Here is a 23,224-nt window from a genome sequence, read left to right as displayed (position 1 = left end):
TTAACGTACAGGGAACTATGACAGATTTTTAAAGACTGTCCTAGTGTACGCAAGAAAACAAATGAGAACATAAAGGGGAAGAGAAATGGCGACAAAGCATGATATCATATTAGCGCACATCGAGAGTCTACCCGTTGGCGAACGCATTTCTGTTCGAGGGATTGCCAAGGATTTGGCAGTCAGTGAAGGAACAGCTTATCGAGCAATCAAAGATGCCGAGACCGATGGCTTGGTTTCAACCATTCAACGTGTAGGGACGATTCGAATAGAACGTAAATTAAAGAAACACATTGAAAAACTAACCTTTGCAGAAGTGGTACGGATTGTCGAAGGGGAAGTCCTAGGTGGAGCAGAAGGACTCGAAAAAGATTTAAATAAATTTGTGATTGGTGCCATGCAAGAAAAAGAAATGGAGCGCTATATTACGCCAGGTTCTCTAATGATTGTCGGAAACCGTGAAAATGTACAAACATTAGCCCTAAAAGAAGGGGCAGCAGTATTGATTACTGGTGGTTTTGAGACTACCCCTGAAATTCAAGCACTCGCCGATGAGTTGACGTTACCCGTTATTTCGACGACGTATGATACGTTTACTGTGGCAACAATTATTAACCGTGCTTTAAGTGATCAGTTAATCAAAAAAGAAATTTTACTTGTCGGTGATATTTACATGCCACTAGATAAGACTCAATATTTAATGACAACTGAAACCGTAAAAGACTATAAAGTTTTATCGGATAAAACAGGACATTCACGTTTTCCAGTAGTCAATCGCAATATGCGAGTTGTTGGAATTATTACAGCGCGTGATATTTTAGAAAAAACAGACACACAAATTCTTGAACGAATCATGACTCGTGACCCACGTATTTCTAAAAAAGGGATGAGTGTGGCATCGGTTAGTCATCAAATGATTTGGGAAGGGTTAGAAGTCATGCCAGTCGTGGCGGATGATTTATCTTTACTGGGTATTGTGACTCGTCAAGATATTATGAAAGCGATGCAACTGGTTCAGCGCCAATCACAAGTTTCAGATACCATCTCAGATCAAATTGCCGGACATTTACAAATGATTGATCATACGTTTGAAGGCATCAAAATGGAACAACCAGAATTCTCCTTTGTTGTAACGCCACAAATGGTCAATGAACTTGGGACGATCTCTTTTGGTGTTCTGAGTGAAATTATCGCTAACACAAGTAAACGTAGCTTATTAATTAATCAACGCCGTAATACTTGGATTGAACAAGTCAATTTACATTATTTCCGACTAATCCAATTAGAAAGTGAAATTATTTTAAAACCGAAAATTTTAGAATTTGGTCGTCGTTCAGCAAAATTAGATATTGAAGTGCTAATCGAAAACTCACTTGTCGCCAAAGCAATCGTTGTCTGCCAAGTGATGGAACGACCATAGAAAATGGAGTGAATCATTCAATGAGTGAACGAATATTAGAAGAAATCAAACAAACCATTCGACAATACGAAACAATTATTATTCATCGCCATTCAAGTCCCGATCCTGACGCGTTAGGATCACAAGGTGGCTTAGCGGCAATTTTACGTGAAACATACCCAGAAAAGAAAATTTATAAAGTTGGAGAAGTTGTCAGTGGTTTAGAATTTTTAGTTACAATGGATGATATCTCAGATGAGCTTTATAAAGGAGCCTTAGTGATTGTGACCGATACCGCCAATTCCCCACGAATTAGCGATCCACGTTACGCACTAGGCGATAAACTGATCAAAATCGATCATCATCCAAATGATGAACCTTACGGTGATTTGATTTACGTAAACACGAAAGCAAGTAGTTGTAGTGAAATTATTGCCGATTTGTGGCAATTTTTTGAAGATGAATGGATCATGACCAGTGAAGCAGCGCGCTTACTATATGCGGGTATTTTAGGTGACACTGGGCGTTTCTTATATCCAAGTACGACGTCACACACACTAAACGTTGCGGCAGACCTTAGACAATATAATTTTGATGCCGCAAAATTAACGCGTGAATTACAAGAAATGCCTTTAAAAGTAGCACGCTTAATGTCCGTTGTCTATGATCGCTTAGAAGTCGATCAAAACGGTGCTGGACGTGTGATCTTACCGCATGATCTTTTAATCGAATTAGGTATTAGTGATTCAGAAACATCGCAAATCGTCTCTTCACCCGGTGTGATTGATGACTTGCTTGCTTGGGGGATTTTTGTCGAACAAGCACACGGAGGCTATCGTGTACGCTTACGTTCAAAAGCACCAATCGTTAATACCATTGCGAAAGAACACCACGGTGGAGGACACCCACTGGCAAGTGGCGCTAGAGCCCACGATATCACCGAAGTCGATGCCATTTATACGAAGATTAAAGCTGCATGTGCAGAATTTATAAATAACGAAAAAAAATAAATGAAACGCCCTTTAAACCAAAAAAACTGGATTTAAAGGGCGTTTGTGTTTACAAAACAACAGTTATCTTTTATCATTAAATCAAGCGGTTACATATACGTTACTGAAAGGGGAAATTATCATGAGCGACAAATCAAAAGAAAAAGTTTTTGCTGAACGTCAAGACGAGTACAAGCAAGAAAAAGAAGAAATTTTCCGTGAAGCAAGAGAAGTAGCAAAAGAGCAAAATTTAATCGACGAAAAGCCAAAGTATGCAGGTAAACGCGTCTTCAGTTTCCGAAAAGACAAACCATAATTCAATTTAATTAATGAGTAAACCAGTCAAGAGAATATTCTCTTTTGACTGGTTTTTTTGATCTTTAGTCATAGGGAAAAAGAGATTTCGACCAATCTTTGTGAAAAAAATACGGATGTGGTATACTAAATCCGATTGAGAACGATTCTTAATTAGGAGGTAATTAGATGGAAATCGATTTTTCAAAATCATTGTATGAACTCGTCAGCCAATACCCAATTGTGAAAGAAATCATGTTTGAAATTGGCTTTAAAGATATTGTAAAACCCGGTATGCTTCAAACAGCTGGCCGTTATGTAACAATCCCAAAAGGGGCGAAAATGAAGAAAATCCCGTTAGCAACTGTGATTGAAGTATTCGAAGCCAAAGGATTTCAAATAATAGGAGTGGAATAAATGGAGACAACAAAACCAACTAGAACCAAAGAACAACGGCAAGCACGAATCGTCGAAATTTTGTCGTTACTACATGAAGGTGGCGCTTTTGAAGAAGCCAAACGTTTATTTAACGAAGAATTTGATGGTGTCGACGTTTTAGAAATTACAGCCGCAGAACGCGCATTAATTCAAAGTGGTTTAGATCCCGCTGAAATTCAAAAACTCTGTAATATCCATGCTGCTGTCTTTAAAGGCTCCATTAATGAAATCCACCATTCAAACGAAGAACATGGACATCCAGGTCATCCTGTCCATACGTTAAAATTAGAAAACCAAGTCCTGCAATCACTTTTAAGTGATGAAATCGAAAGCCTATTAGAAAAAATCGAAAAGGGCGATTGGTCCTATAAAGGACGTTTGATTGATGCATTAACGGATTTATTACAAATCGATAAACATTACGCGCGCAAAGAGACACTGATTTTTAGTTTTATGGAAAAATATGGCATCACTGCGCCACCGCAAGTCATGTGGGGCGTCGATGATGAAGTCCGTGAGATGGCGAAAGAACTACTAGCCTATGTCAAAGGCGATAATGTTGTTTTTAATCCAATCAAGGCCCAGTGGGAAGAACTCAAAGAAGAAATTGAAGAAATGATTTTTAAAGAAGAAGAAATCATGGTGCCAATGACCTTAGACGTCTTTAGTTTAGCGGATTGGGAACAAATCGCGAAAGACAGTTACGAAATTGGCTTTGCATATATCCCAGAACCTTTACCATGGAAAGCTAGCCCAGACGCCTTATTAAAAGAAGAAGAACGTGAACCACTACGTCAGATGGCTATTGCTCAAGCTAAAGAAACGACCGATGGCATTGCCGAAGGTTTAGCCCAAGAAAAGCAAGGAAGTACAAGACGCAGTCGACGTTACGATTGGGAAGACACGCCACAAGCGGATCAAGTCGTCTTCAAAACCGGTATTTTAAGTGTCGACCAACTAATCGCCATCTTCCAAACATTACCAGTCGATACGACTTTTGTTGATGCAGACGATCGCGTACGCTTTTATTCTGAAGGCTCGAATCCAATCTTTCCTCGAACAAGATCCGTTATTGGACGCGAAGTGATGAACTGCCACCCACCAAAAAGCATGCATATGGTCGAAGAAATTTTAAATGATTTCAAAGCAGACCGACGCGATAAAGCAGAATTTTGGATTGACCTCCGTGACCGTAAAATTTACATTCGTTACTTTGCCTTAAAAGACAATGAAGGTAAATACATGGGCTGCTTAGAAGTCTCCCAAGACATCACTGAAATCCAACAAATCGAAGGACAGAAACGATTACTGGAAGGTATCACAGAATAATTAAGAAGTTGTTTATCGTTTTTTTTATGATAAGAATAGTCAGTGCTATGCCTTCTACTAAAGAATTTATCCATTCTTAGTAGAAGGCATTTTGTCGCTTTTTATTAGAGTGGGTGCATTTTAAGATGGAATAGGGGATATAACATTAGCTAAAATGAGTTGATGCCATCGCACAAAAAATAGACAAAGATAACTGTTGTAACCGGTTGATACACCATGTATGATTTCTATAGTTAAAAAGGTTCCAACAGGAGGAAAAAATGACTAAAACAATTTACTTAATCAACCATTCGCATACAGATATTGGCTACACTGATGTGCAAGAAATTATTACAGAATACCATGTCGATTATATTCGACAAGCAATGGAAATTATCGCCAATGAACTGGCAAACCACGAATCATGTGATTATATTTGGACTTGTGAGAATTATTGGCAAGTCGACTTATTTTTAAATGAGGCTGAACCTACTGAAATTGCAGTATTTGAAGAATACATAGCTGCAGGTTATATCGATTTTGGAAAAAATTATTTAAATATGACCGAATTGGTCGATTCAAAAATGTACGAGAAGTATTTAAAAGAAGGCGATGACTATTCGAAAAAGTTTAATCGCCAATTGAATTCAGCGATGACAGCGGATATTAATGGCTATTCTTGGAGTTATTCAGATTCATTACTTGAAAATGGCATTGATAATTTATTTTCTTGTATTCACGGTCATCATGGCATGTACCCGCTCTTTAAAAATCAATTGCCATTTTGGTGGGAAAGTCCAAAAGGTGAGAAATTACTTGTTTGGAGTGGCGAGCATTATCACTTTGGAAATGAGCTGGGAATTGTACCAAATGCGCAAACATCGTATCAAATTAAAGACGAGTACATGTTTGATAGTGCAACGGAACAATTTGAAATTGCAACGAAACGAATTTTTCGCTATATTGAAGATTTAACGAGTCGTGGCTATACATACGATTTTCTACCATTGATGATTTCCGGTTTTATGTCAGACAATGCTGGACCGAGTGAACAATTGCTAGGATTTATCAATCGTTGGAACGAAACGTTTGGTGACCAAGTGACGTTAAAAATGAGTGGACTGAATGAATTTTTCGATGTTTTAAGAAAAGAAGATTTATCTACTTTACCAACATATGCAGGTGACTGGAATGATTGGTGGGCAGATGGTGTTGGTTCTACACCGGCTGCGACGAAAATATATAAAGCAGCAATTCGTAAATACCGCCTGTTACAAGAATTGACTGATGGCGTGACTGATCATTTTTCAACAAAAGAACAAGAACTCTTAAAAAACGCTGAAAAAAACTTATTGATGTACGCAGAACACACATGGGGCTATAGCTCATCCGTTTCTGAACCATGGAATACGTTAGTGAACGAATTGGATTATCGAAAAGTTGCTTATGCTACAAACGGTAGTCAGCAAATAACCAAAGTCTTGAATAAAGAGTTAGTCAAAAATCATGGTCGAGCGTATCCCAAAGCACATCGTAAACAAAAATACAAAATTATTAATCCATATAATGACGTCGTACAAAGTGATAGCACATTGTTAATCGAATATTGGGAAAACATAGAAGGACGAAGCGTTTCAAATGGTTTATTCCCGTTTATTGAAGTCTATGATGTCGATACCAATGAAGTTTATCCGTGCCAAATTGATACAACTGCACGTGCATTCGAAATCACTATCAATGTAAAATTGAATCCAAAAGAAGTTAAAACACTGTCTGTCAGATTAACCGATGAACCGAAAATGACCCGTAATTACACATCGTTTGTCCAAGGGGCAGAAAGAGTGCTTGATATCGTTTTTGAAGGCAAACCAAATGATTACTTTATTGAAACGGAACACTTTACCGTGGAGTTATCGAATCGTACAGGAATTAAAGACATCATCCTAAAATCAAATAATCAATCGATTCTAAAAGAGGATTACGATGTACCTGCATTCTTAGGTGTCTATGAAAAAACAGAAATTCGCACATCACCATATGAAGAACGTCGCCGCATGGGTCGCAACCGTAAGGGTAAACATGCGGATCGTTCAATCAGTAAAATCAGAGATGTCTATGTAAAAGAACGTGGTGAAATCTTCACAACTGTAGTCATCGAAGGGCAATTAGAAGGCACGCAAATGTATGCCATCTATCTAAAAATTTACAATGCGCTTCCAAAAATCGAAGCGAGCATTCGAATTCAAAAAAACAATGAATGGGCACCAGAAAATCTATACGTGTCTTTACCATTTTCAATCGGTGAGGAATTATTTGTTAAAAAATCAGGCAATGTGATGCGACCAAAAGTCGATCAATTACCAGGCACAAATACCGAGTTTTATCTTTTAGATACAGGAAATATGTACCTAGATGAAACAAACAAGCGCGGTTTAGGTGTCTGCATGCATGACACGCCATTGATTACATTAGGTGATTTAGAAAACCATCCAATTGAATTATTCAGACCAAGTGATAAATCAAATAACGAAAACGTCTATTCATGGGTTATGAACAATTTCTGGGAAACCAACTTCAAAGTTGACCTATCCGGCTTCTACGAGTTCAAGTACACTTTATTTGTGGCAGAAGATATCTCGAACATCCAAGAACTAGACAAAAAAATGGACCAAACCAACCAAGGAATAATCACAATACCAATCTAGAGGCATAAATCAAACGTTTAGGAGCAAGAGATAAGAAGGCATTCGAAAAAATCGTTTTTTGATTTTATTCGAGTGACTACTTATCTCCGCAGCTCCTGTTTTATTTATACCGTTTTCGTCTAGAGGCTATCAATCAATCATTTAACTACGATAAATAAGCAAGCATCTGGGAAGAAAGTGTGCTCTTCACTTTTTCCCAGATCGGCTTATTTCTGATCAGCTGATTTATTCATGCCGTTTTCATCTAGAGGCTATAAATCAAACGTTTAGGAGCAAGAGATAAGAAGGCATTCGAAAAAAAATCGTTTTTTGATTTTATTCGAGTGACTACTTATCTCCGCAGCTCCTGTTTTATTTATACTGTTTTCATCTAGAAGCTATCAATCAATCATTTAACTACGATAAATAAACTAGCATCTAGGAAGAAAGTCTGGCTCTAGCTTTCTTTAAAAAATTAAAAAACAACCACTTTTCTTGTCGTTTGCGACGAGTTAAGTGGTTGTTTTTTCTTTGGAATCTTTAACTAAGTGATAATAATAAATCGTAGGCGTTTTCAATAAAATTTTGCCTGTTTCGTAATGAGGGAAAATTGAAAGCAACGTTTTACTACCTAATTGATACAAGCCGTTTATGAACTTAGGTGGCTTTTGATTTTTTTTGAACGCCTTTTTTTTGAACGGATGGCCGGTTAGAACAAGATCGAAATCAAGCAATGATTTTACTTTTTCTACAGGATCGGCTTCATGAACGAGTAATAAGTGCCAATTAGCAATTTTCTTTTCAAAATCAAACATTGGATTTCCTAAAATCGTGTCGTCCATTCCAACAATATGGATGGAAGTGTCTTCTTTATTGGTAAAGAGACTTTCATTGACCAATGGAGTAAAGTCAGCTTCTTTCAACACTTCTTGTACAAAATATTGACCTGCACCGGCATAATCTTGATTACCGAGAACCGCAAACTTGCCGAATGGCGCCTTTAAGTGCTTTAATTTATCAACGAGTGTAGGCGTTAATTGATGTGGCCAATGTTCATAATTAGCTAACAAATCACCTGTAAAGACAATTATATCTGGCTTTCTAGCCATGGTAGAGCGAATTAATGGGTTTAACTTTTTTGGCGCATGTCCACTACGAAAATGAGTGTCACTAAAATGAGCCACAAGTATGGTTTTGGGATCTTCGTATAAATCATAAGCGTTCGAAATGTCTAGTACCTGATGTTTATCCTTGTGAATTAAATAGTGAACTTCTTTGGCTTTCTTTGGTTTCAAGAAAAACCAATAGAATAAAAGTAAACTCATTCCAAAAATAAGCAGGTAAATAGTGTTTGGCATGTATTGGCTCCTTTTAAGATACGAATTTTATACTAACTACCTCTAAGGATAGTGGATAATAGCTAAAAAAGCAATCGAACATGAGGTAAAATTTTCAAATGAAAATTAATGAAAAATTGGAGGCTTTTCATTTCAGAATCATTGAAAATGTGCTATTGTATATTGGAGAACGAGGAGGAGTAACGCATGATTTTTGATTCACATACCCATTTAAATGCAGAACAATTTGAAACAGATATTCCTGAAGTGATTCAACGTGCTCAAGCGTTCGGAGTTTCTGAAATGGCTGTTGTTGGTTTTGATACCCCGACGATTGAAAAGTCATTGGCCTTGAGTCGTGAATATGAATTCATCTATAGTATTATTGGTTGGCATCCCACAGAAGCCGGCAGCTATACATCTGATATTGAGCGTCATTTGCAAGAACAATTAACGTTACCCAAAGTTGTCGCACTGGGTGAGATTGGTTTAGATTATTATTGGATGAACGATCCCAAAGAAGTTCAAGCCAAAGTTTTTGAGCGTCAAATGGCGATTGCTAAAGAAATGAATTTACCAGTGAGTATTCATATGCGCGATGCGATTGAAGATACGTACAAATTGCTAAAAGACAATCACATTCATAAAGTCGGTGGGATTATGCATAGTTTCAGTGGTGACGAAGAGTGGGCGAAACGCTTTTTAGATTTAGGTATGCACATCTCTTTTAGTGGTGTGTTAACCTTTAAAAAGGCCTTAGAAGTTCAAGCAGCAGCAAAAGTCGTCCCAGCCAATCGCTTGCTAGTTGAAACGGACGCACCATACTTAGCGCCGGTTCCTTATCGAGGCAAACGTAATGAACCAGGCTACACGCGATTTGTGGTTGAGAAATTAGCCGAATTACGTGAAGTTTCCTTTGAAGAAATGGCTCATCAAACGAGTAAAAATGCCCATGAATTGTTTCGGTTAGTATAATGGATAAAACGATTATTGAAGAAATAATTGTCGTTGAGGGAAAAGACGACACGAAACGAATTCAAGAAGTTGTTGAGGCGGATACGATTGAAACAATCGGTTCAGCTATAAATGACGAAATTTTAGCCCAAATTCAACATGCTCAAGAAATACGAGGAGTCATAGTCTTCACCGATCCTGACTTTGCGGGTGAGAAAATACGTAAAATTATTATGGAGGCAGTGCCTGATGCGAAGCACGCCTTTTTACCCCGATCGCAAGCCCAAGGGAAGAAAAAACACCGCAGTTTAGGAGTCGAACATGCGAGTGACACCGCGATTATCGAAGCATTGGAACGTGTTGTAACACCGATTGACGCACAAACGACTCAAGCAGCGATTAGCCGACAAGAGTTAATGGCACTGGGATTATTAGCCGGAAGTGGTTCAAAAGAACGCCGTGAAAAAATCGGCGACGAACTCCGAATTGGTTATACCAATGGGAAACAATTACAAAAACGTTTAACCATGTTCCGTATTACCAAAGAAGAATTACTGGCTGCATTAGAGAAAGTAGAGGAAAAAATTTGAACGAATACAAAGAAATTGCGACGCCTTCTAGAACGAAAGAAATTCTAAAAGCGCACGGCTTTACCTTTAAAAAGAGTTTAGGACAAAACTTTTTAACGGAACCGAATATTTTACGAAAAATCGTAGCAGCAGCGGAGATTACAAAAGAGACCAATGTGATTGAGGTTGGTCCCGGAATTGGTGCTTTGACTGAACATTTAGGTCAAAACGCCAATCAAGTACTGGCATTTGAAATTGATGATCGCTTGATTCCTGTTTTAGCGGATACCTTGTCTCCTTATTCAAATATCAAAGTTATTCATCAAGATGTGTTAAAAGCAGACCTTGCAACGATAATCAAACAAGAATTCAAAGAAGATTTACCAATCAAAGTTGTAGCGAATTTACCGTACTACATTACGACACCAATTATGATGCATTTCCTAGAGTCAGGTATTGAAATTGCTGAGATGGTTGTCATGATGCAAAAAGAAGTCGCAGATCGCATTAGCGCCAAACCAGGAACCAAAGCTTACGGTTCGTTATCGATTGCTGTTCAATACTACATGGAAGCACAACTCGCTTTTATCGTACCAAAAACAGTTTTTGTACCACAACCAAACGTGGATTCTGCCATTTTGAAATTAACGAAACGCGAAAAACCAGCTGTTGATGTTACTAGTGAAACAGAATTCTTTAAATTAACCAAAGCTTCTTTTCAGTTACGTCGTAAAACATTATGGAACAATTTACAAAACAATTACGGTAAGACACCTGAAATCAAAGAGTGGTTAACGAACAGCTTAGAAACAGCAGGCATCGATCCTACTCGTCGTGGCGAAACCTTATCGCTAGCTGAATTTGCAGCATTGAGCAATGCGATGGAAGCAAGTAAGTAAATCAATTAAAATGAATCAAAAACCATTTAACTCGGCTGAATCCGTTCATTTGAGATAAATGGTTTTTTTGTTTGCAAATAAATAAAAAAAGAAAACAGTTGCAGTTTCTACAAATTAAGCTTAAGATAGAATAAAGTTTTAGGGTTGCCTAAATTATTAAATAAGGGGGAACGAATATGTTAGAAGTGAAGCAAATGACTGTGAGTTACACAGGAAAACAATTAGCGATTGATCATGTTTCTTTCCAGGTTGATCAGCCAGGAATTATTGGTATTATCGGACCAAATGGTGCTGGTAAATCGACGCTATTAAAGGCGATGTTAAATTTAATCGCTCATCAAGGAGAAATGACGTTCAATCAACAAAAATTAAAAAAATTTCAAAAAGAGATTGCTTATGTTGAGCAAAAAAGTGTCGTTGATTACACGTTTCCAATTACGGTCGCTGAATGTGTCTCGTTAGGGCTGTATCCAAATAAAAAATTCTATCAACGACTAACGAAAAAAGATTGGGATAAAGTCGATGAAGCACTTGCAGCAGTCGACATGTTAGCCTTTAAGATGAACCAAATTGGAGAATTATCAGGTGGGCAATTCCAACGTGTCCTAATCGCTCGAACATTGGTACAAGAAGCCAAGTTTATCTTTTTAGATGAACCGTTTGTCGGGATTGATGTGGTCAGCGAGGAGATTATTATGCATTTGTTACACCAGATGAAACAAGCTGGGAAATATATCTTTATCGTGCATCATGATTTAAGTAAAGTGGCGGTTTATTTTGATCAATTACTTTTAATGAATCGGGAGTTGATTGCTTTTGGTAAAACAAATGAGGTCTTTAAGCCCGATATCTTAGCCAAAGCATTTGGCGAACAACTCGTTGTATTGGGGGGAGCGTAAATGATACAAGCATTTTTTGAAGGACTAACGGAATACCAGTTTTTACAAAATGCCTTAGTCACATCGGTTGCAATTGGAATTGTCGCAGGGGCAATTGGTTGTTTTATTATTCTACGCGGCATGTCACTAATGGGCGATGCGATTTCACATGCGGTGTTACCTGGTGTCGCCTTATCGTATATTCTGGGCATCAATTTTTTTATTGGTGCGATTGTTTTTGGAATTTTAGCATCGATTTTAATTACTTATATATCGAATCATAGTGTCGTCAAAAGTGATACGGCCATCGGGATTACGTTTAGCTCGTTTTTAGCGCTAGGGGTAATTTTAATCGGTGTCGCTAATAGTTCAACTGACTTATTCCATATCTTATTCGGGAATGTCTTAGCCGTACAAAACTCGGACAAATGGTTAACGATTGGAATTTCGGTGTTAGTTATCGGAGTAATTATCCTATTCTTTCGACCATTACTGATTACTTCGTTTGATCCGATGATGGCGAAAGCTTTTGGGATGAATGTTCAAGCCTACCACTATTTACTCATGCTTTTATTAACACTTGTATCGGTGACTGCAATGCAAAGTGTCGGTACTGTGTTGGTTGTGGCGATGCTTGTAACACCCGCTGCGACGGCCTTTTTATACACCAAACGCTTAAGCCGCATGTTGATGCTTTCGTCCTTTTTAGGCGGTTTATCTTCCGTAATAGGCTTATTTATCGGTTACAGCTTCAATATTGCAGCCGGTTCAAGCATCGTCTTAACCGCAGCAGCGATGTTTGTGATTGGATTCTTCCTTTCACCACAACAACGTCAAAAGCACGGTAAAAAAGGGATGATCAAAGCACTAGCGACAGTTGCACTGATTGGTATAGGCATACAGCTCTATCATCAATCGACGCAACCTGTTATCAATCAAAACCAACTGAAAGTCGTCACGACCAACGCCATTTTAGCCGATATGATCAAAGAAGTCGGACAGGAGAAAGTTGCGATTCATAGCATTGTGCCAATTGGCAAAGACCCGCATGACCACGAAGTCTTACCAGAAGACATTCGACAAGCAACGAATGCCGATATTGTCTTTTACAATGGATTGAATCTTGAAACAGGAGGCAATGCTTGGTTTGAAAAACTGATGAACAATGCCAATAAGAAACCAAACGAAGATTACTTTGCTGTTAGTGAAAAAGTCGAACCGTTGTATCTTGAAGGCAGTAATAATCAAGGAAAAGAAGACCCGCATGCGTGGTTAAGTGTCGCCAATGGCATGTTATATGTTGAGACAATTACTGAAAAATTGAGTCAAAAAGACCCAGAAAATCAAGGGTTTTATAAGCAGAATGCCGAGGAATACTTACAAAAATTAAAAACATTACATGAAGAAAGTGTTCAACGAATTGCCGAAATACCAGACAATCAAAAACGCATTGTCACAAGTGAAGGCAGTTTTAAGTATTTCTCAAAAGCATACGACATCCCGTCGTCATACATTTGGGAAATCAATACTGAAGAAGAGGGCACACCGGAACAATTAAAAACATTAATTGATCAACTACGAGAATCGGAAGTGCCGGCATTATTTCTGGAGAGCAGTATGAATCCGAAACCAATGCAAAGTGTCTCAAAAGAAACGGGTATTCCAATTTATAGCACAATTTTTACCGATTCGATATCAGAACCTGGAACAGCAGGTGATAGTTATTACGGCATGATGGAATGGAATATCGATCAAATTGTTCAAGGGTTATCACAAGAATAAAACGACAAAGACGAATCAATCTTCTAATTTAAGAAGAAGGGTTCGTCTTTTTATCAGGTTTTGCCAATAGTCCGATTCCAACAAGTCACTCTTGAAAACCAAGCACTTGAAGAGTCATCTCTTATAGTGTCATCGGAATAGGTACGGGTAAACCCTTGATACTAATAGCGTAGCATTCCCTGTACGTACGGTCGATTGAAAACACTTCGACGAGTACTTAATATATTTGCGAACTTTCAAGAAAATTTTCAGCCAGGTGTCTTGACAGGTGGGGTGTAAAAAGTTACACTACAATCAAATAGAAGTGTCTTGACACTTACTGAGGAGAGAAAAAAATGAGAAAAAATTCAGTCCGTCAATTAACTATCTCAGCCTTACTAATCGCGATGGGTGTGATTATTCCAATGGTTATGCCTAAAATTGTGATTGGACCCGCATCATTCACACTAGCGAGTCACGTGCCATTATTTATTGCGATGTTCTTTTCCGTACCTGTAACACTAGCGGTTGCAATCGGTACAACGTTCGGTTTTTTATTAAACGGCTTACCATTTATTATTACGTTACGTGCCTTGTCACATATTGTCTTTGCTTTAATCGGAGCGTACTATTTACAAAAACATCCGGATATTGTGTTAAGCCCGAAAAAGTTTCAATTCTTTAGTTTTATCATTGCTGTTGTGCATTCAGTCGTTGAACTAATCGTTGTCGTAGCCTTCTTATTTGGTGGTCAACTCCAAGTAGATGGTAACATTTATTACTTCCTATTTATCTTAATGGGTGTCGGTGGTGTCGTGCACAGCATGGTCGATTACAACATAGCCTACTTCATTGCGAAGACGCTAGGACGCGGTTTTGATATCCCTATTTTATCAAAAGCCAAAGACTTAGAACTATCGTAACTATCCGAACAAATAAACTTTTTCAGAAAATGAATGTTCGTTGCTGAAAAAGTTTATTTATGTTATATTCAGCTCATAGGTTGTCAAAAACCTAAATAAATAACAGAGTAGAAAATGAAGCGTCAAGTGTCAAAAAATGGAATGTTGTTTTTGGACGAAGAACGATGAAAGTCGTTCGCGGTTTTGTTTTCGCATTCGCTGCATAATCGAATGTTGCAACTCTTAGAGGAGATGCTTCACAATGAACAAAAAAATGAATGCTTATATGATAAGCATGATGGGACTTTTGATTGCTATAATGGTCGTCTTGTCTCGAATCCTAGGTTTTGAATGGCAATTTGTCAAAATCTCGTTTGATTTTGTCCCCAAAATTGTCATGGGAATGATGTTTGGTCCATTTTGGACAGGCATTGGTGCTGTACTTGCTGATTTAATTGGCATGACGCTCTTTGCGAAAGCCGCTTTCTTCCCAGGATTTACGTTGAATGCCTTTTTAGGCGGTGTGATTTACGGTTATTTCTTTTACAAAAAAGAAGTCACACTAAGAAATGCCCTGTTTTGTACACTCGCAAATACCATCATTATTGGTTTAATATTAACGCCAATTTGGTTAGCGATTATGTATAATGTGCCACTTTCAAGTTGGATTATTTGGGCGCCAAGACTGACAAAAGCTGTCCTGATGCTACCAATTCAAACGGCGCTGACTTATTTTGTTGGCCGCATGATACCAGTCAGACAATTAATGAAACGCAGCCGTTATTCGTTTTAAATTCTTGCAACGAAACGCCTTTCCATGTACTCTGAAAAGAAGAGATGGAAAGGGGTTTTTTTATTATGAAAAAAACAATTGCGTTACTCGGTATTCTCTTAGCAATCGTCATCACAGGTTCGGTCTTCTTTATTTGGCAACAAAATCAAGGGACGAACGAGACGACGCCAGAAACGACAAGTACGGAAACAAGTAGTAGCCAAACGAGTACGAGTAGCCAAACAACATCTGAAACGAGTTCAACGAGTCAATCAACGACCGATCCCAGCGATTCAATTGTTAAGCGTGTCGAACAAATGAGCATCGAAGAAAAAGTCGGACAACTCTTTTTAGCGCGATATCCAGGTGAAACAGCAATCGCTGATAGTCAGACGTACCATATGGGGGGCTGGTTATTATTTGGTACTGATTTTGAAAATGAAACAGCTGAGAGCTTAACGAATAAAATTCAACAATTACAAGCAGACAAAGAGATTCCGCTTTTCATTGGTGCGGACGAAGAAGGGGGCACCGTTACGCGAATTAGTCGTAATCCCAATCTTGTTGCGAGTCCTTTTCAATCACCACAACAAGTTTATCAAGAAAGCGGTTGGGAAGGTATCGCAGCCGATACGAAACAAAAAGCTGCGATTTTAACGAACTACGGCATCCAACTCGGATTGTTTCCAGTAGCTGACGTCGCAACCGATCCAAGCGCCTTTATTTATGACCGAACGATTGGTCTCGATGCCCAAGGGACAAGTACTTTTGTCGAAACGGTGGTCGAAAGTCTCAACGAAACAAAGGTCGCTTCAACCCTCAAACATTTTCCGGGTTATGGTAACAATCGTGATTCTCACGTAGAAATCGTACGTGATGATCGTCCAATCGAAGAATTACGCCAAAATGATTTTCTACCGTTCAAAGCAGGCATTAAAGCCGGCGTCGATAGTATCTTAGTTTCGCATAATATTATTACAAGTATTGACCCAAATGCACCGGCTTCGATTTCACCCAAAGTGATTGACGTGATCCGAAACGAACTTGGATTTGATGGCGTGGTCATGACCGATGACATGGATATGGTCGGACTCGCTGATTTCATTTCCCAAGAAGAAGCTGGACTGGCTGCTTTAAAAGCCGGAAACGATTTAGTTCTTTCTTCAAGCTATGCCGTTCAAATCCCCAGAGTCATCCAAGCAGTTCAAGATGGCAGTTATAGTGAGGAAGCTCTTAATGCATCAGTGGAGCGTATCTTGAAATTAAAACAACGATTAGGGATGATCGAGTGAGGAACTTTTTACATAAACAAAGAAATTAGTCGGATTAGAAGAATAAATAAACGGACGAAAAACATACAAACAAACGCCATTTCATACTCTTAGAAATAAGGGAGTGAAATGGCGTTTGTTTTATCTAATATGATTCGATGAACGCTATGGTTTTTCGTAGGTGAGCAGTGCTTTTATCAACCTATTCCTGAAACTGTGCATGATATAGATCATAGTAAGCACCTTTATCTCGCAACAATTCTTGATGTGTACCTTGTTCGATAATCTGTCCTTGGTCCATAACTAAAATTTGATCGGCGGCTTGTATGGTTGATAGGCGATGGGCGATGACGAAGCTCGTTTTGCCTTTCATCAAGGCTAAGAAGGCTTCTTGAATTTTCTTTTCCGTCAATGGGTCCACCGAACTCGTCGCTTCGTCTAAAATCAACATTGGTGGATTGGCAATCATTGTCCGAGCAATCGTTAGCAACTGTCGTTGGCCTTCTGAGAGTTTCACACCATAATGGCCAATCGGTGTATCGAGTTGTTTTGGTGCATCCATCACGTATTCGAGCATTTCTGTTTTTTGTAAAGCAGCATAAATCGCCTCATCACTAGCGTCGGGGCGACCGTACGTCAAGTTTTCGCGTAAGGTATCGTCGAACAACCAAGTATCTTGTAAAACCATACCGAAATTTTGTCGTAATTGACCGCGTGGGATGTCTTGAATCGGGCGTCCGTCTAGTAAAATCTGACCCGATTGGACATCATAGAAACGCATCAGTAAGTTGACGAGAGTCGATTTTCCGGCACCGGTACGTCCAACGATAGCAATGGTTTGTCCCGCTGTTGCCTTAAAGTTAAAATCTTGAATTAAAGGTCGTGTGCTGTCATAAGCGAAATCGACATGTTCAAAAGTGATATTTCCTTGAACGACGGGCAATTCAATGGCAGGTTCTTGTGTTTCGATTGTTTGATCCAGTAAGTCAAAGCCACGAGCGAGCCCGGCGAAGGCGCTTTGGATTTGCGTCATCAGGCCAGATAGCTCGATAAATGGTTTCGAAAATTGTGTTGAATAAATGGTAAAGCTAGCAATCATCCCAACGGTAACTCCACCAGAACCGTTAAAGATTAACCAGGCACCGACGAGTCCAATCGCGACGTAAGCTAAGTGGTCAACAAAACGTGAAACAGGATTCGTTAAGGAAGATGAAAATTGGGCGCGTTGACCTTTGATTTGCAACTCGTTATTTGCCGTATCAAATAGTGCTTGATTGGCGGCTTCATGACGAAAAGCTTTGACGAGCTGTTGATTACTTACACGTTCATTAATGAAGCTAGTTAATTCGCCCACGATTTGTTGCTGTTGAGCAAAATCATTTTGTGAGCGTTTCGCAACCCAATAGCTAACGAAAAAAATCATCGGCGTCACGCACAACACGACAAGCGTCAAAATCAAGCTGAGTTGCAACATAAAGATAAAAGCAATGATAATGATTGTCACACCAGTGAAAAGTTGTTGGTAAACGGCACTAATTGCAATTGATACTTGATCTAAGTCGTTGGTAAAACGACTCATCAAGCTGCCATGTGGTGTTTGGTCATAGGTTTGTAATGGCAATTGGTTCAAGTGTTTAAAAGCATCTTTCCTCAAACGATTAACACTTTGGTAAGCGACATGATTGCCTAGCCGTTGAATCATCCACTGGCTAAAACTAGTAATCAGTAAGACTGCGACAAAAGCGAGCAAGACCTGACGTAAAATGATGAAGTCGACCTGACCTTTGGCAATTAGGACATCAATGCCTTGTCCGATTAAAAAAGTTAAGTAAACCGAAGTACCGCCCGCGACAATCCCAAAAATCAGAGCGAATAAATTTTCTTTTAAATAAAAGGTTAAGTAAGGCATAAAACGTTTGAGCGTTGCAAAATCAATCTTTTTCTTTAGCATTTATTCCGCCTCCTTTTGTGCATCGAGTATCGCTTGATAGTAGGACGATGTTTTAACTAATTCATGGTGACTGCCAAGTGCGACCATGCGTCCTTTTTCAAGGACTAAGATTTGATCCGCCTCTTGTATCGATGAGACACGTTGTGAGATTAAGACAAGGGTCATTGGTAATTGCTTGAGTGCCTGACGTAATAAATAATCGGTCTGATAATCCAGTGCGCTCAGCGAATCGTCTAGCACTAAAATTTTCGGCTTAGCGACAATCGCGCGAGCAATCGCCAAGCGTTGAATTTGTCCTCCCGAGAAATTCTTGCCGTTTTCAACGATTAACGTGTCAAGTTGTTCGGGTAACGTTTCGACAAATTCGGCTCCTTGTGCAATGGTTAAAGCTTCCCAAATTTCCTCGTCACTGGCATTTTCTTTGCCCCATTGAATATTTTCACGAATGGTTCCTCGAATCAAAACAGATTTTTGTGGGACGAAGCGGATTTGCTCACGCAACGTTGCAAGGGACCACTCTCGAACATCAACGCCATCAATGGCAACTGTTCCTTTTTCGGCGTCGTAAAAACGAGGGAGTAGTTGTGTCAGGCTTGATTTCCCAGCACCAGTCGGACCTGTAACACCAAGGGTTGAGCCTGCTGGTACATGGAGTGAGAGATGACGTAAGGTGCGGCCGTAGCTTTCTGAATAGCGAAAATCAACATCCGTCAATGTAATTTCACCGTGTAAAGTGGTTGGAACAGTTGGATGCTCACTTTCAACAAGTGAAACGGGCATTTCTAGGACTTCATTCAAGCGTTTAGCGGAAGCTTCCGCTCGGGTGAAAATATTGACTAAATTTGAAACGACGATCAAAGCGAGTAGCATCTGGTTCATATAATTTACTAATGCTAAGATTTCACCTTGTTGCAAATCACCAATCTCAACTTTAAAACCACCAAGAATGAAGATACCGACAATCCCAAAGTTCAGAATCAATGTCGTAACAGGTGACAAAATCGTCGACAACTGAGCGACGCGCAAATAAGTTTTAGCCAGTTCATCACTTGCTTCATCGAAATTTTCGACTTCTTTCTGTTGGCGGCTAAAGGCCCGAATGATTCGCACACCACTTAAATTTTGTCCGACAAGTTGATTTAAACGATCGAGTTGCTGTTGCACGAAACGATACAATGGAACCGAAACTTTAATTAATAATAATAAGAGCACAGAAAAAATCGGTAAAATCGCCAAGAAAATCAATCCGATTTGCCAATCAATATAAAAGGCCATCACTAACGCACCAATACTTAAAAAAGGCGCACGGACAACGAGACGAATCAACATGGCTAAAGCGAGTTGCATTTGATTGACGTCATTCGTCATGCGCGTAATCAAGGTATTCGCACCAAAATAATTCAGTTCTTTATGACTTAAGTGATTGATTTTCTTCATTAAATGATGACGTAGTTCGGTGCCGAAACCTTGTGAGGCGACCGAGGCGAAATACTGACACGTCAAAGCAGAGAGGACGCCTGCGACAGAGAAGAAGAGCATCCAGGCAATCATCTGCCAAACTTTCGTCCAATTTTGTTGCTGAATTCCTTCGTCAATCAAAATTGCCATTAAAAGTGGCAACATCAATTCGAACACGGCCTCTGAAAACTTAAATATCGGTCCTAAAATAATTTCTTTACGATAATCTTTTGCATATTTTAATAATCGAAACATCCCAACACCCCTTCGTAAAACGATTGTTGCATCTATCATATCGAAAAGTTTATTAAATAGGAAGTCTTCTATTTTAATTAAACCAATGAAAACGCATACTTTATTGTTAGGATGAATGATTAGTCAACTGCTATAATTGGGATAAGAATAATAAAAAAATGGAGATGAGAAAGATGAAGAAGAATATCATGATTATCCATGGTGGTGGACCAACGACAGTCATCAATGCTTCCCTTTACGGTATCTTGTCTGAAGGGAAAAAGTCATCTGAAATTAATAAAATTTATGCTGCCAAAAATGGAACAGGTGGCTTATTAGCCGAAAATATTCTTGATTTGACAGAAGTAAGAGAAGAAGAGCTAGCGAAATTATTAACGTCGCCAGGTAGTGCGATCGGGACCTCACGTGATCCTTTAAAAGAAGAAGATTATGAACGAATGGTTGCTATTTTACAGAAATATCAGATTGATTACGTCTTGTTAAATGGCGGGAACGGAACGATGGATACGTGTGGAAAACTACATCACAAATGTTTAGAATTAGCGGTACCAATTAGTATAATTGGCGTGCCTAAAACGATGGATAATGATATTTTCATCACCGATCACAGCCCAGGCTATGGCAGTGCTGCCCGTTATATGGCTCAAAGTGTGAAAGAAGTTTGTTGTGACGTTAAGGGCATGCCGATTCACGTAGTTATTATTGAAACATCGGGTAGAAATGCGGGGTGGGTCGCTGCTGCGAGTGCGTTATCCGATGAGGAGGGGATTTATACACCTGATTTCATTTATTTACCCGAAGTTGTTTTTGATGAAGCAAAATTTTTACAAGATGTCAAAGACAAACTCAAAGAAAAAAAAGGCATCGTGATTGTGGCGAGTGAAGGGTTACGTGATGAGGAGAATCAACCACTAGTTAAACCAAATAACACGACGGGACGATCAAGTTATTTTGGTCACGTTGGCGTCTATTTAGAAAATCTAATTGTCCAAAACCTCGGATATAAAACTCGAGCTGAAAAGCCAGGATTATTAGCTCGAGCGTCAATTGCAATGCAAAGTTCTGTCGATCGAGAAGAAGCAATACTGGCTGGGAAAAAAGCAGTGGAAGCAGTCTTAGCCGGGGAAACTGGAAAAATGGTAGCCTTTCGTCGAGTAGTTGGCGAGACATACCAAATCGAAACGTTTTTAGTAGCGATTGAAGAAGTAATGTTGTACGAGAAGAAACTGCCGCCTCATTTTATTAATGCAGAACAAAATGGCGTGACCCCCGCGTTTATCGAATGGTGTCGACCGTTAATTGGTGAACCACTACCAGAGATGATTTCCTTCAATTAACAAGAAACATAATAACGAGAATAAGACGGTTGAAAAGCAAGAGAAAGGATCGGTTAAAGAGATCCTTTCTTTTGTTTTTTTGAAGTGAAATTTTAAAAAAGAAAAGAATGGATTTAGAGTAGTGGAGTGTTATTGAATGTCTCTAGTGTTACAGTAGTGTAACGAAAAAGAATTCGCTACCAATAAGGGTTTTAGACCATTTAAAGCGTCTTTTTTAAAGAAGGGAGTCCCAAATTATCGATTTCGCATGACTTTGTAACAAACTGTAAAACAACTGACACATTTCCATCTTGAAAATCCAGTATAATATTTAAGAATTCTTATAGAATGGAAAGGTGTGACGTTAATTGAAGGGAAAGAAATTTATAACCCTAGTCTTATGTCTCATTCAGATAATTGCCCCGGTGGCTGTTTCAGCTGATACGCTGGAATCACTCAATCAAAAAGAAACAAAGATCCAACAAGAAAGCCAAGCGATTAGCCTTGAAGTGCAAAACGCTTTAGAAAAAGTCAACGAAGCTTATCAAGCAGTCGAAAGTTTGAAAGGCAAAATTGCTGAGAACCAAACGGTATTAGAAGAGACACAAGAACAAATTTCAGATACGAAAGAAACGATTGCTCGTCGAAAAGAAATGGTAGCAGAACGCTTACGTTATTTACAAGTCAACAGTGTCGTTGAAAATAAGTTCGCGTACTTGCTTGAATCATCAAGCCTACAAGAGTTAGTTACGAATCTCTATGCGATTACGATGTTGCAAAATGCTGAAAAAGAGGCAATTGAAAGCTTAGATGCGGATACAAAGAAATTGCAATCATTAGAGCAAGAAGCCCAAGCAACACAAGCGACTTTAGAGAGTGACCAAGAGAGTTTAACGGCAGAAGCGCAAACGCTAGATGCCCAAGTCTTAGGTTTAAAAGAACAACTAGCAAACAACCAAAGCACACTAGCATCGATTGCTCAAAGTAAAGAAGTCGAATTGGCACGAATCGCTGCTGAAGAGGCACGAGCAAAAGAAGAAGCCAAAGAGCGCGAAGAAGCAGCGCGCTTAGCTGCTGAAAAAGAAAAACAAGCAGCTCAAAAAGAAAACGAAACAAATAATCAAACAGAAACACCCGCTAAACCAGCGGGCAAACCGAACACAGAACAACCGGTACAACCAACACCGCCAAAAGAACCCACACCACCGACGAATAACAATGGGAATTCATCGAATAGTGGCAACAAAGTTTTATACATGGAATCAACGGCTTATTCATACAAAGAAGCAGGATCAAGTTTCTTTACCGCGATGGGTGTCGACCTTCGAGTGAATCCACGTGTGGTCGCAGTCGATCCAAGTGTCATTCCTTTAGGAACGATTGTTGAAGTAGAAGGCTATGGGATTGCTTTAGCAGCCGACACAGGTGGCGCGATTAAGGGGAACATCCTTGACGTCCACTTAGATAGTGTCGAAGCTTGTAACGTTTGGGGTCGCAAGTACAATGTGAAGGTAACGATCTTAGATTAATTTGAGACAAACAGCAAGCCGTGAGAAACGAACAGTATTTCTCACGGTTTTTTCTGTTTTTTTCTATTATATATAATAGAAGGAAATTATAATAAAAGTGTCTTTAAAAAGAAGGATTCCTATAAATAAGACGAGCAAGATTTGTTAAACTGTCTATGCTCATAGCGAAGAAAATACAGATGAAAACCAATGATTATGAGAATGTAGTAACAAACATTGGTAGACTCTCATGAGAAAATGATAGATTGTACATTATTGATGTA

Annotated in this window: 19 protein-coding genes and 1 riboswitch; of the genes, 16 read left to right on the top strand and 3 right to left on the bottom strand. The window is 39.1% G+C overall.

The genetic code is table 11. The features are described 5' to 3' along the window. Positions 1–85: 85 nt before the first annotated feature. The 6 genes from IEV09_RS06790 to IEV09_RS06765 all read left to right on the top strand — a co-directional run bounded on the left by IEV09_RS06790 (position 86) and on the right by IEV09_RS06765 (position 7,130). Positions 86–1,417: a DRTGG domain-containing protein gene (locus tag IEV09_RS06790; RefSeq protein ID WP_188367530.1), complete on the top strand. Its 1,332-nt coding sequence runs from the start codon at positions 86–88 to the stop codon at positions 1,415–1,417. Between the two features lie 20 nt (positions 1,418–1,437). Then, positions 1,438–2,406 carry a DHH family phosphoesterase gene (locus IEV09_RS06785; protein WP_188367529.1) on the top strand — a complete coding sequence of 323 codons (969 nt, stop codon included), beginning with the start codon at positions 1,438–1,440 and terminating at the stop codon, positions 2,404–2,406. 121 nt (positions 2,407–2,527) lie between these two features. After that, the gene (locus IEV09_RS06780) at positions 2,528–2,701 is read left to right on the top strand and encodes a hypothetical protein (protein ID WP_188367528.1); all 174 of its coding nucleotides are present in this window, start codon (positions 2,528–2,530) and stop codon (positions 2,699–2,701) included. 167 nt (positions 2,702–2,868) lie between these two features. Further along, positions 2,869–3,096 (top strand): DUF1858 domain-containing protein, encoded by a 228-nt coding sequence (locus IEV09_RS06775; protein WP_188367527.1) that lies wholly within the window; start codon positions 2,869–2,871, stop codon positions 3,094–3,096. Continuing rightward, positions 3,097–4,446, top strand: a complete 1,350-nt coding sequence (locus IEV09_RS06770; RefSeq protein WP_188367526.1) for a DUF438 domain-containing protein — start codon at positions 3,097–3,099, stop codon at positions 4,444–4,446. Positions 4,447–4,706: 260 nt separating this feature from the next. Continuing rightward, positions 4,707–7,130, top strand: coding sequence for a glycoside hydrolase family 38 N-terminal domain-containing protein (locus tag IEV09_RS06765; protein WP_188367525.1), 2,424 nt, complete (start codon positions 4,707–4,709; stop codon positions 7,128–7,130). A gap of 491 nt (positions 7,131–7,621) precedes the next feature. Here IEV09_RS06765 and IEV09_RS06760 read toward each other — a convergent pair whose 3' ends face one another. Then, a complete protein-coding gene (locus tag IEV09_RS06760; protein WP_188367524.1) occupies positions 7,622–8,467 on the bottom strand; it encodes a metallophosphoesterase in 846 nt (281 codons plus the stop codon). Positions 8,468–8,653: 186 nt separating this feature from the next. On the opposite strand from IEV09_RS06760, the gene IEV09_RS06755 reads away from it, so the two are divergent. From IEV09_RS06755 to IEV09_RS06720, 8 genes are all read left to right on the top strand, one after another. Continuing rightward, positions 8,654–9,421: a TatD family hydrolase gene (locus IEV09_RS06755; RefSeq protein WP_188367523.1), complete on the top strand. Its 768-nt coding sequence runs from the start codon at positions 8,654–8,656 to the stop codon at positions 9,419–9,421. Next, on the top strand, positions 9,421–9,990 hold the full coding sequence (gene rnmV, locus IEV09_RS06750; RefSeq protein ID WP_188367522.1) for a ribonuclease M5: 570 nt from the start codon (positions 9,421–9,423) through the stop codon (positions 9,988–9,990). Before IEV09_RS06755 ends, rnmV begins: the two co-directional genes overlap by 1 nt. Next, entirely contained in the window at positions 9,987–10,868 is an 882-nt protein-coding gene (gene rsmA, locus IEV09_RS06745; protein ID WP_188367521.1) for a 16S rRNA (adenine(1518)-N(6)/adenine(1519)-N(6))-dimethyltransferase RsmA, read from the top strand. Before rnmV ends, rsmA begins: the two co-directional genes overlap by 4 nt. Before the next feature lie 176 nt (positions 10,869–11,044). Next, the gene (locus tag IEV09_RS06740; protein ID WP_188367520.1) at positions 11,045–11,767 is read left to right on the top strand and encodes a metal ABC transporter ATP-binding protein; all 723 of its coding nucleotides are present in this window, start codon (positions 11,045–11,047) and stop codon (positions 11,765–11,767) included. Continuing rightward, positions 11,768–13,528: a metal ABC transporter permease subunit gene (locus IEV09_RS06735; RefSeq protein ID WP_188367519.1), complete on the top strand. Its 1,761-nt coding sequence runs from the start codon at positions 11,768–11,770 to the stop codon at positions 13,526–13,528. A 335-nt stretch (positions 13,529–13,863) separates the two neighbouring features. Further along, positions 13,864–14,430, top strand: coding sequence for a hypothetical protein (locus IEV09_RS06730; RefSeq protein WP_188367518.1), 567 nt, complete (start codon positions 13,864–13,866; stop codon positions 14,428–14,430). Positions 14,431–14,531: 101 nt separating this feature from the next. Then, positions 14,532–14,633: riboswitch (THF riboswitch) on the top strand. Positions 14,634–14,671: 38 nt separating this feature from the next. Next, positions 14,672–15,202, top strand: a complete 531-nt coding sequence (locus IEV09_RS06725) for a folate family ECF transporter S component (protein WP_188367517.1) — start codon at positions 14,672–14,674, stop codon at positions 15,200–15,202. A gap of 65 nt (positions 15,203–15,267) precedes the next feature. Continuing rightward, positions 15,268–16,473, top strand: a complete 1,206-nt coding sequence (locus IEV09_RS06720; protein ID WP_188367516.1) for a glycoside hydrolase family 3 N-terminal domain-containing protein — start codon at positions 15,268–15,270, stop codon at positions 16,471–16,473. Positions 16,474–16,654: 181 nt separating this feature from the next. Here IEV09_RS06720 and IEV09_RS06715 read toward each other — a convergent pair whose 3' ends face one another. Together IEV09_RS06715 and IEV09_RS06710 are read right to left on the bottom strand one after the other, a co-directional pair. Continuing rightward, positions 16,655–18,403, bottom strand: coding sequence for an ABC transporter ATP-binding protein (locus tag IEV09_RS06715; protein WP_188367515.1), 1,749 nt, complete (start codon positions 18,401–18,403; stop codon positions 16,655–16,657). Beyond that, positions 18,404–20,116: an ABC transporter ATP-binding protein gene (locus IEV09_RS06710; RefSeq protein WP_188367514.1), complete on the bottom strand. Its 1,713-nt coding sequence runs from the start codon at positions 20,114–20,116 to the stop codon at positions 18,404–18,406. A gap of 173 nt (positions 20,117–20,289) precedes the next feature. Here IEV09_RS06710 and IEV09_RS06705 point away from each other — a divergent pair, with 173 nt between their 5' ends. Then, positions 20,290–21,453: a diphosphate--fructose-6-phosphate 1-phosphotransferase gene (locus tag IEV09_RS06705; protein ID WP_188367513.1), complete on the top strand. Its 1,164-nt coding sequence runs from the start codon at positions 20,290–20,292 to the stop codon at positions 21,451–21,453. A 347-nt stretch (positions 21,454–21,800) separates the two neighbouring features. After that, positions 21,801–22,961 (top strand): 3D domain-containing protein, encoded by a 1,161-nt coding sequence (locus IEV09_RS06700; protein WP_229731676.1) that lies wholly within the window; start codon positions 21,801–21,803, stop codon positions 22,959–22,961. Positions 22,962–23,224: the final 263 nt, after the last annotated feature.

This window comes from Enterococcus alcedinis, from assembly GCF_014635985.1.
Lineage (GTDB): Bacteria > Bacillota > Bacilli > Lactobacillales > Enterococcaceae > Enterococcus_I > Enterococcus_I alcedinis.
This window is presented reverse-complemented; position numbering and strand designations above follow the sequence as displayed.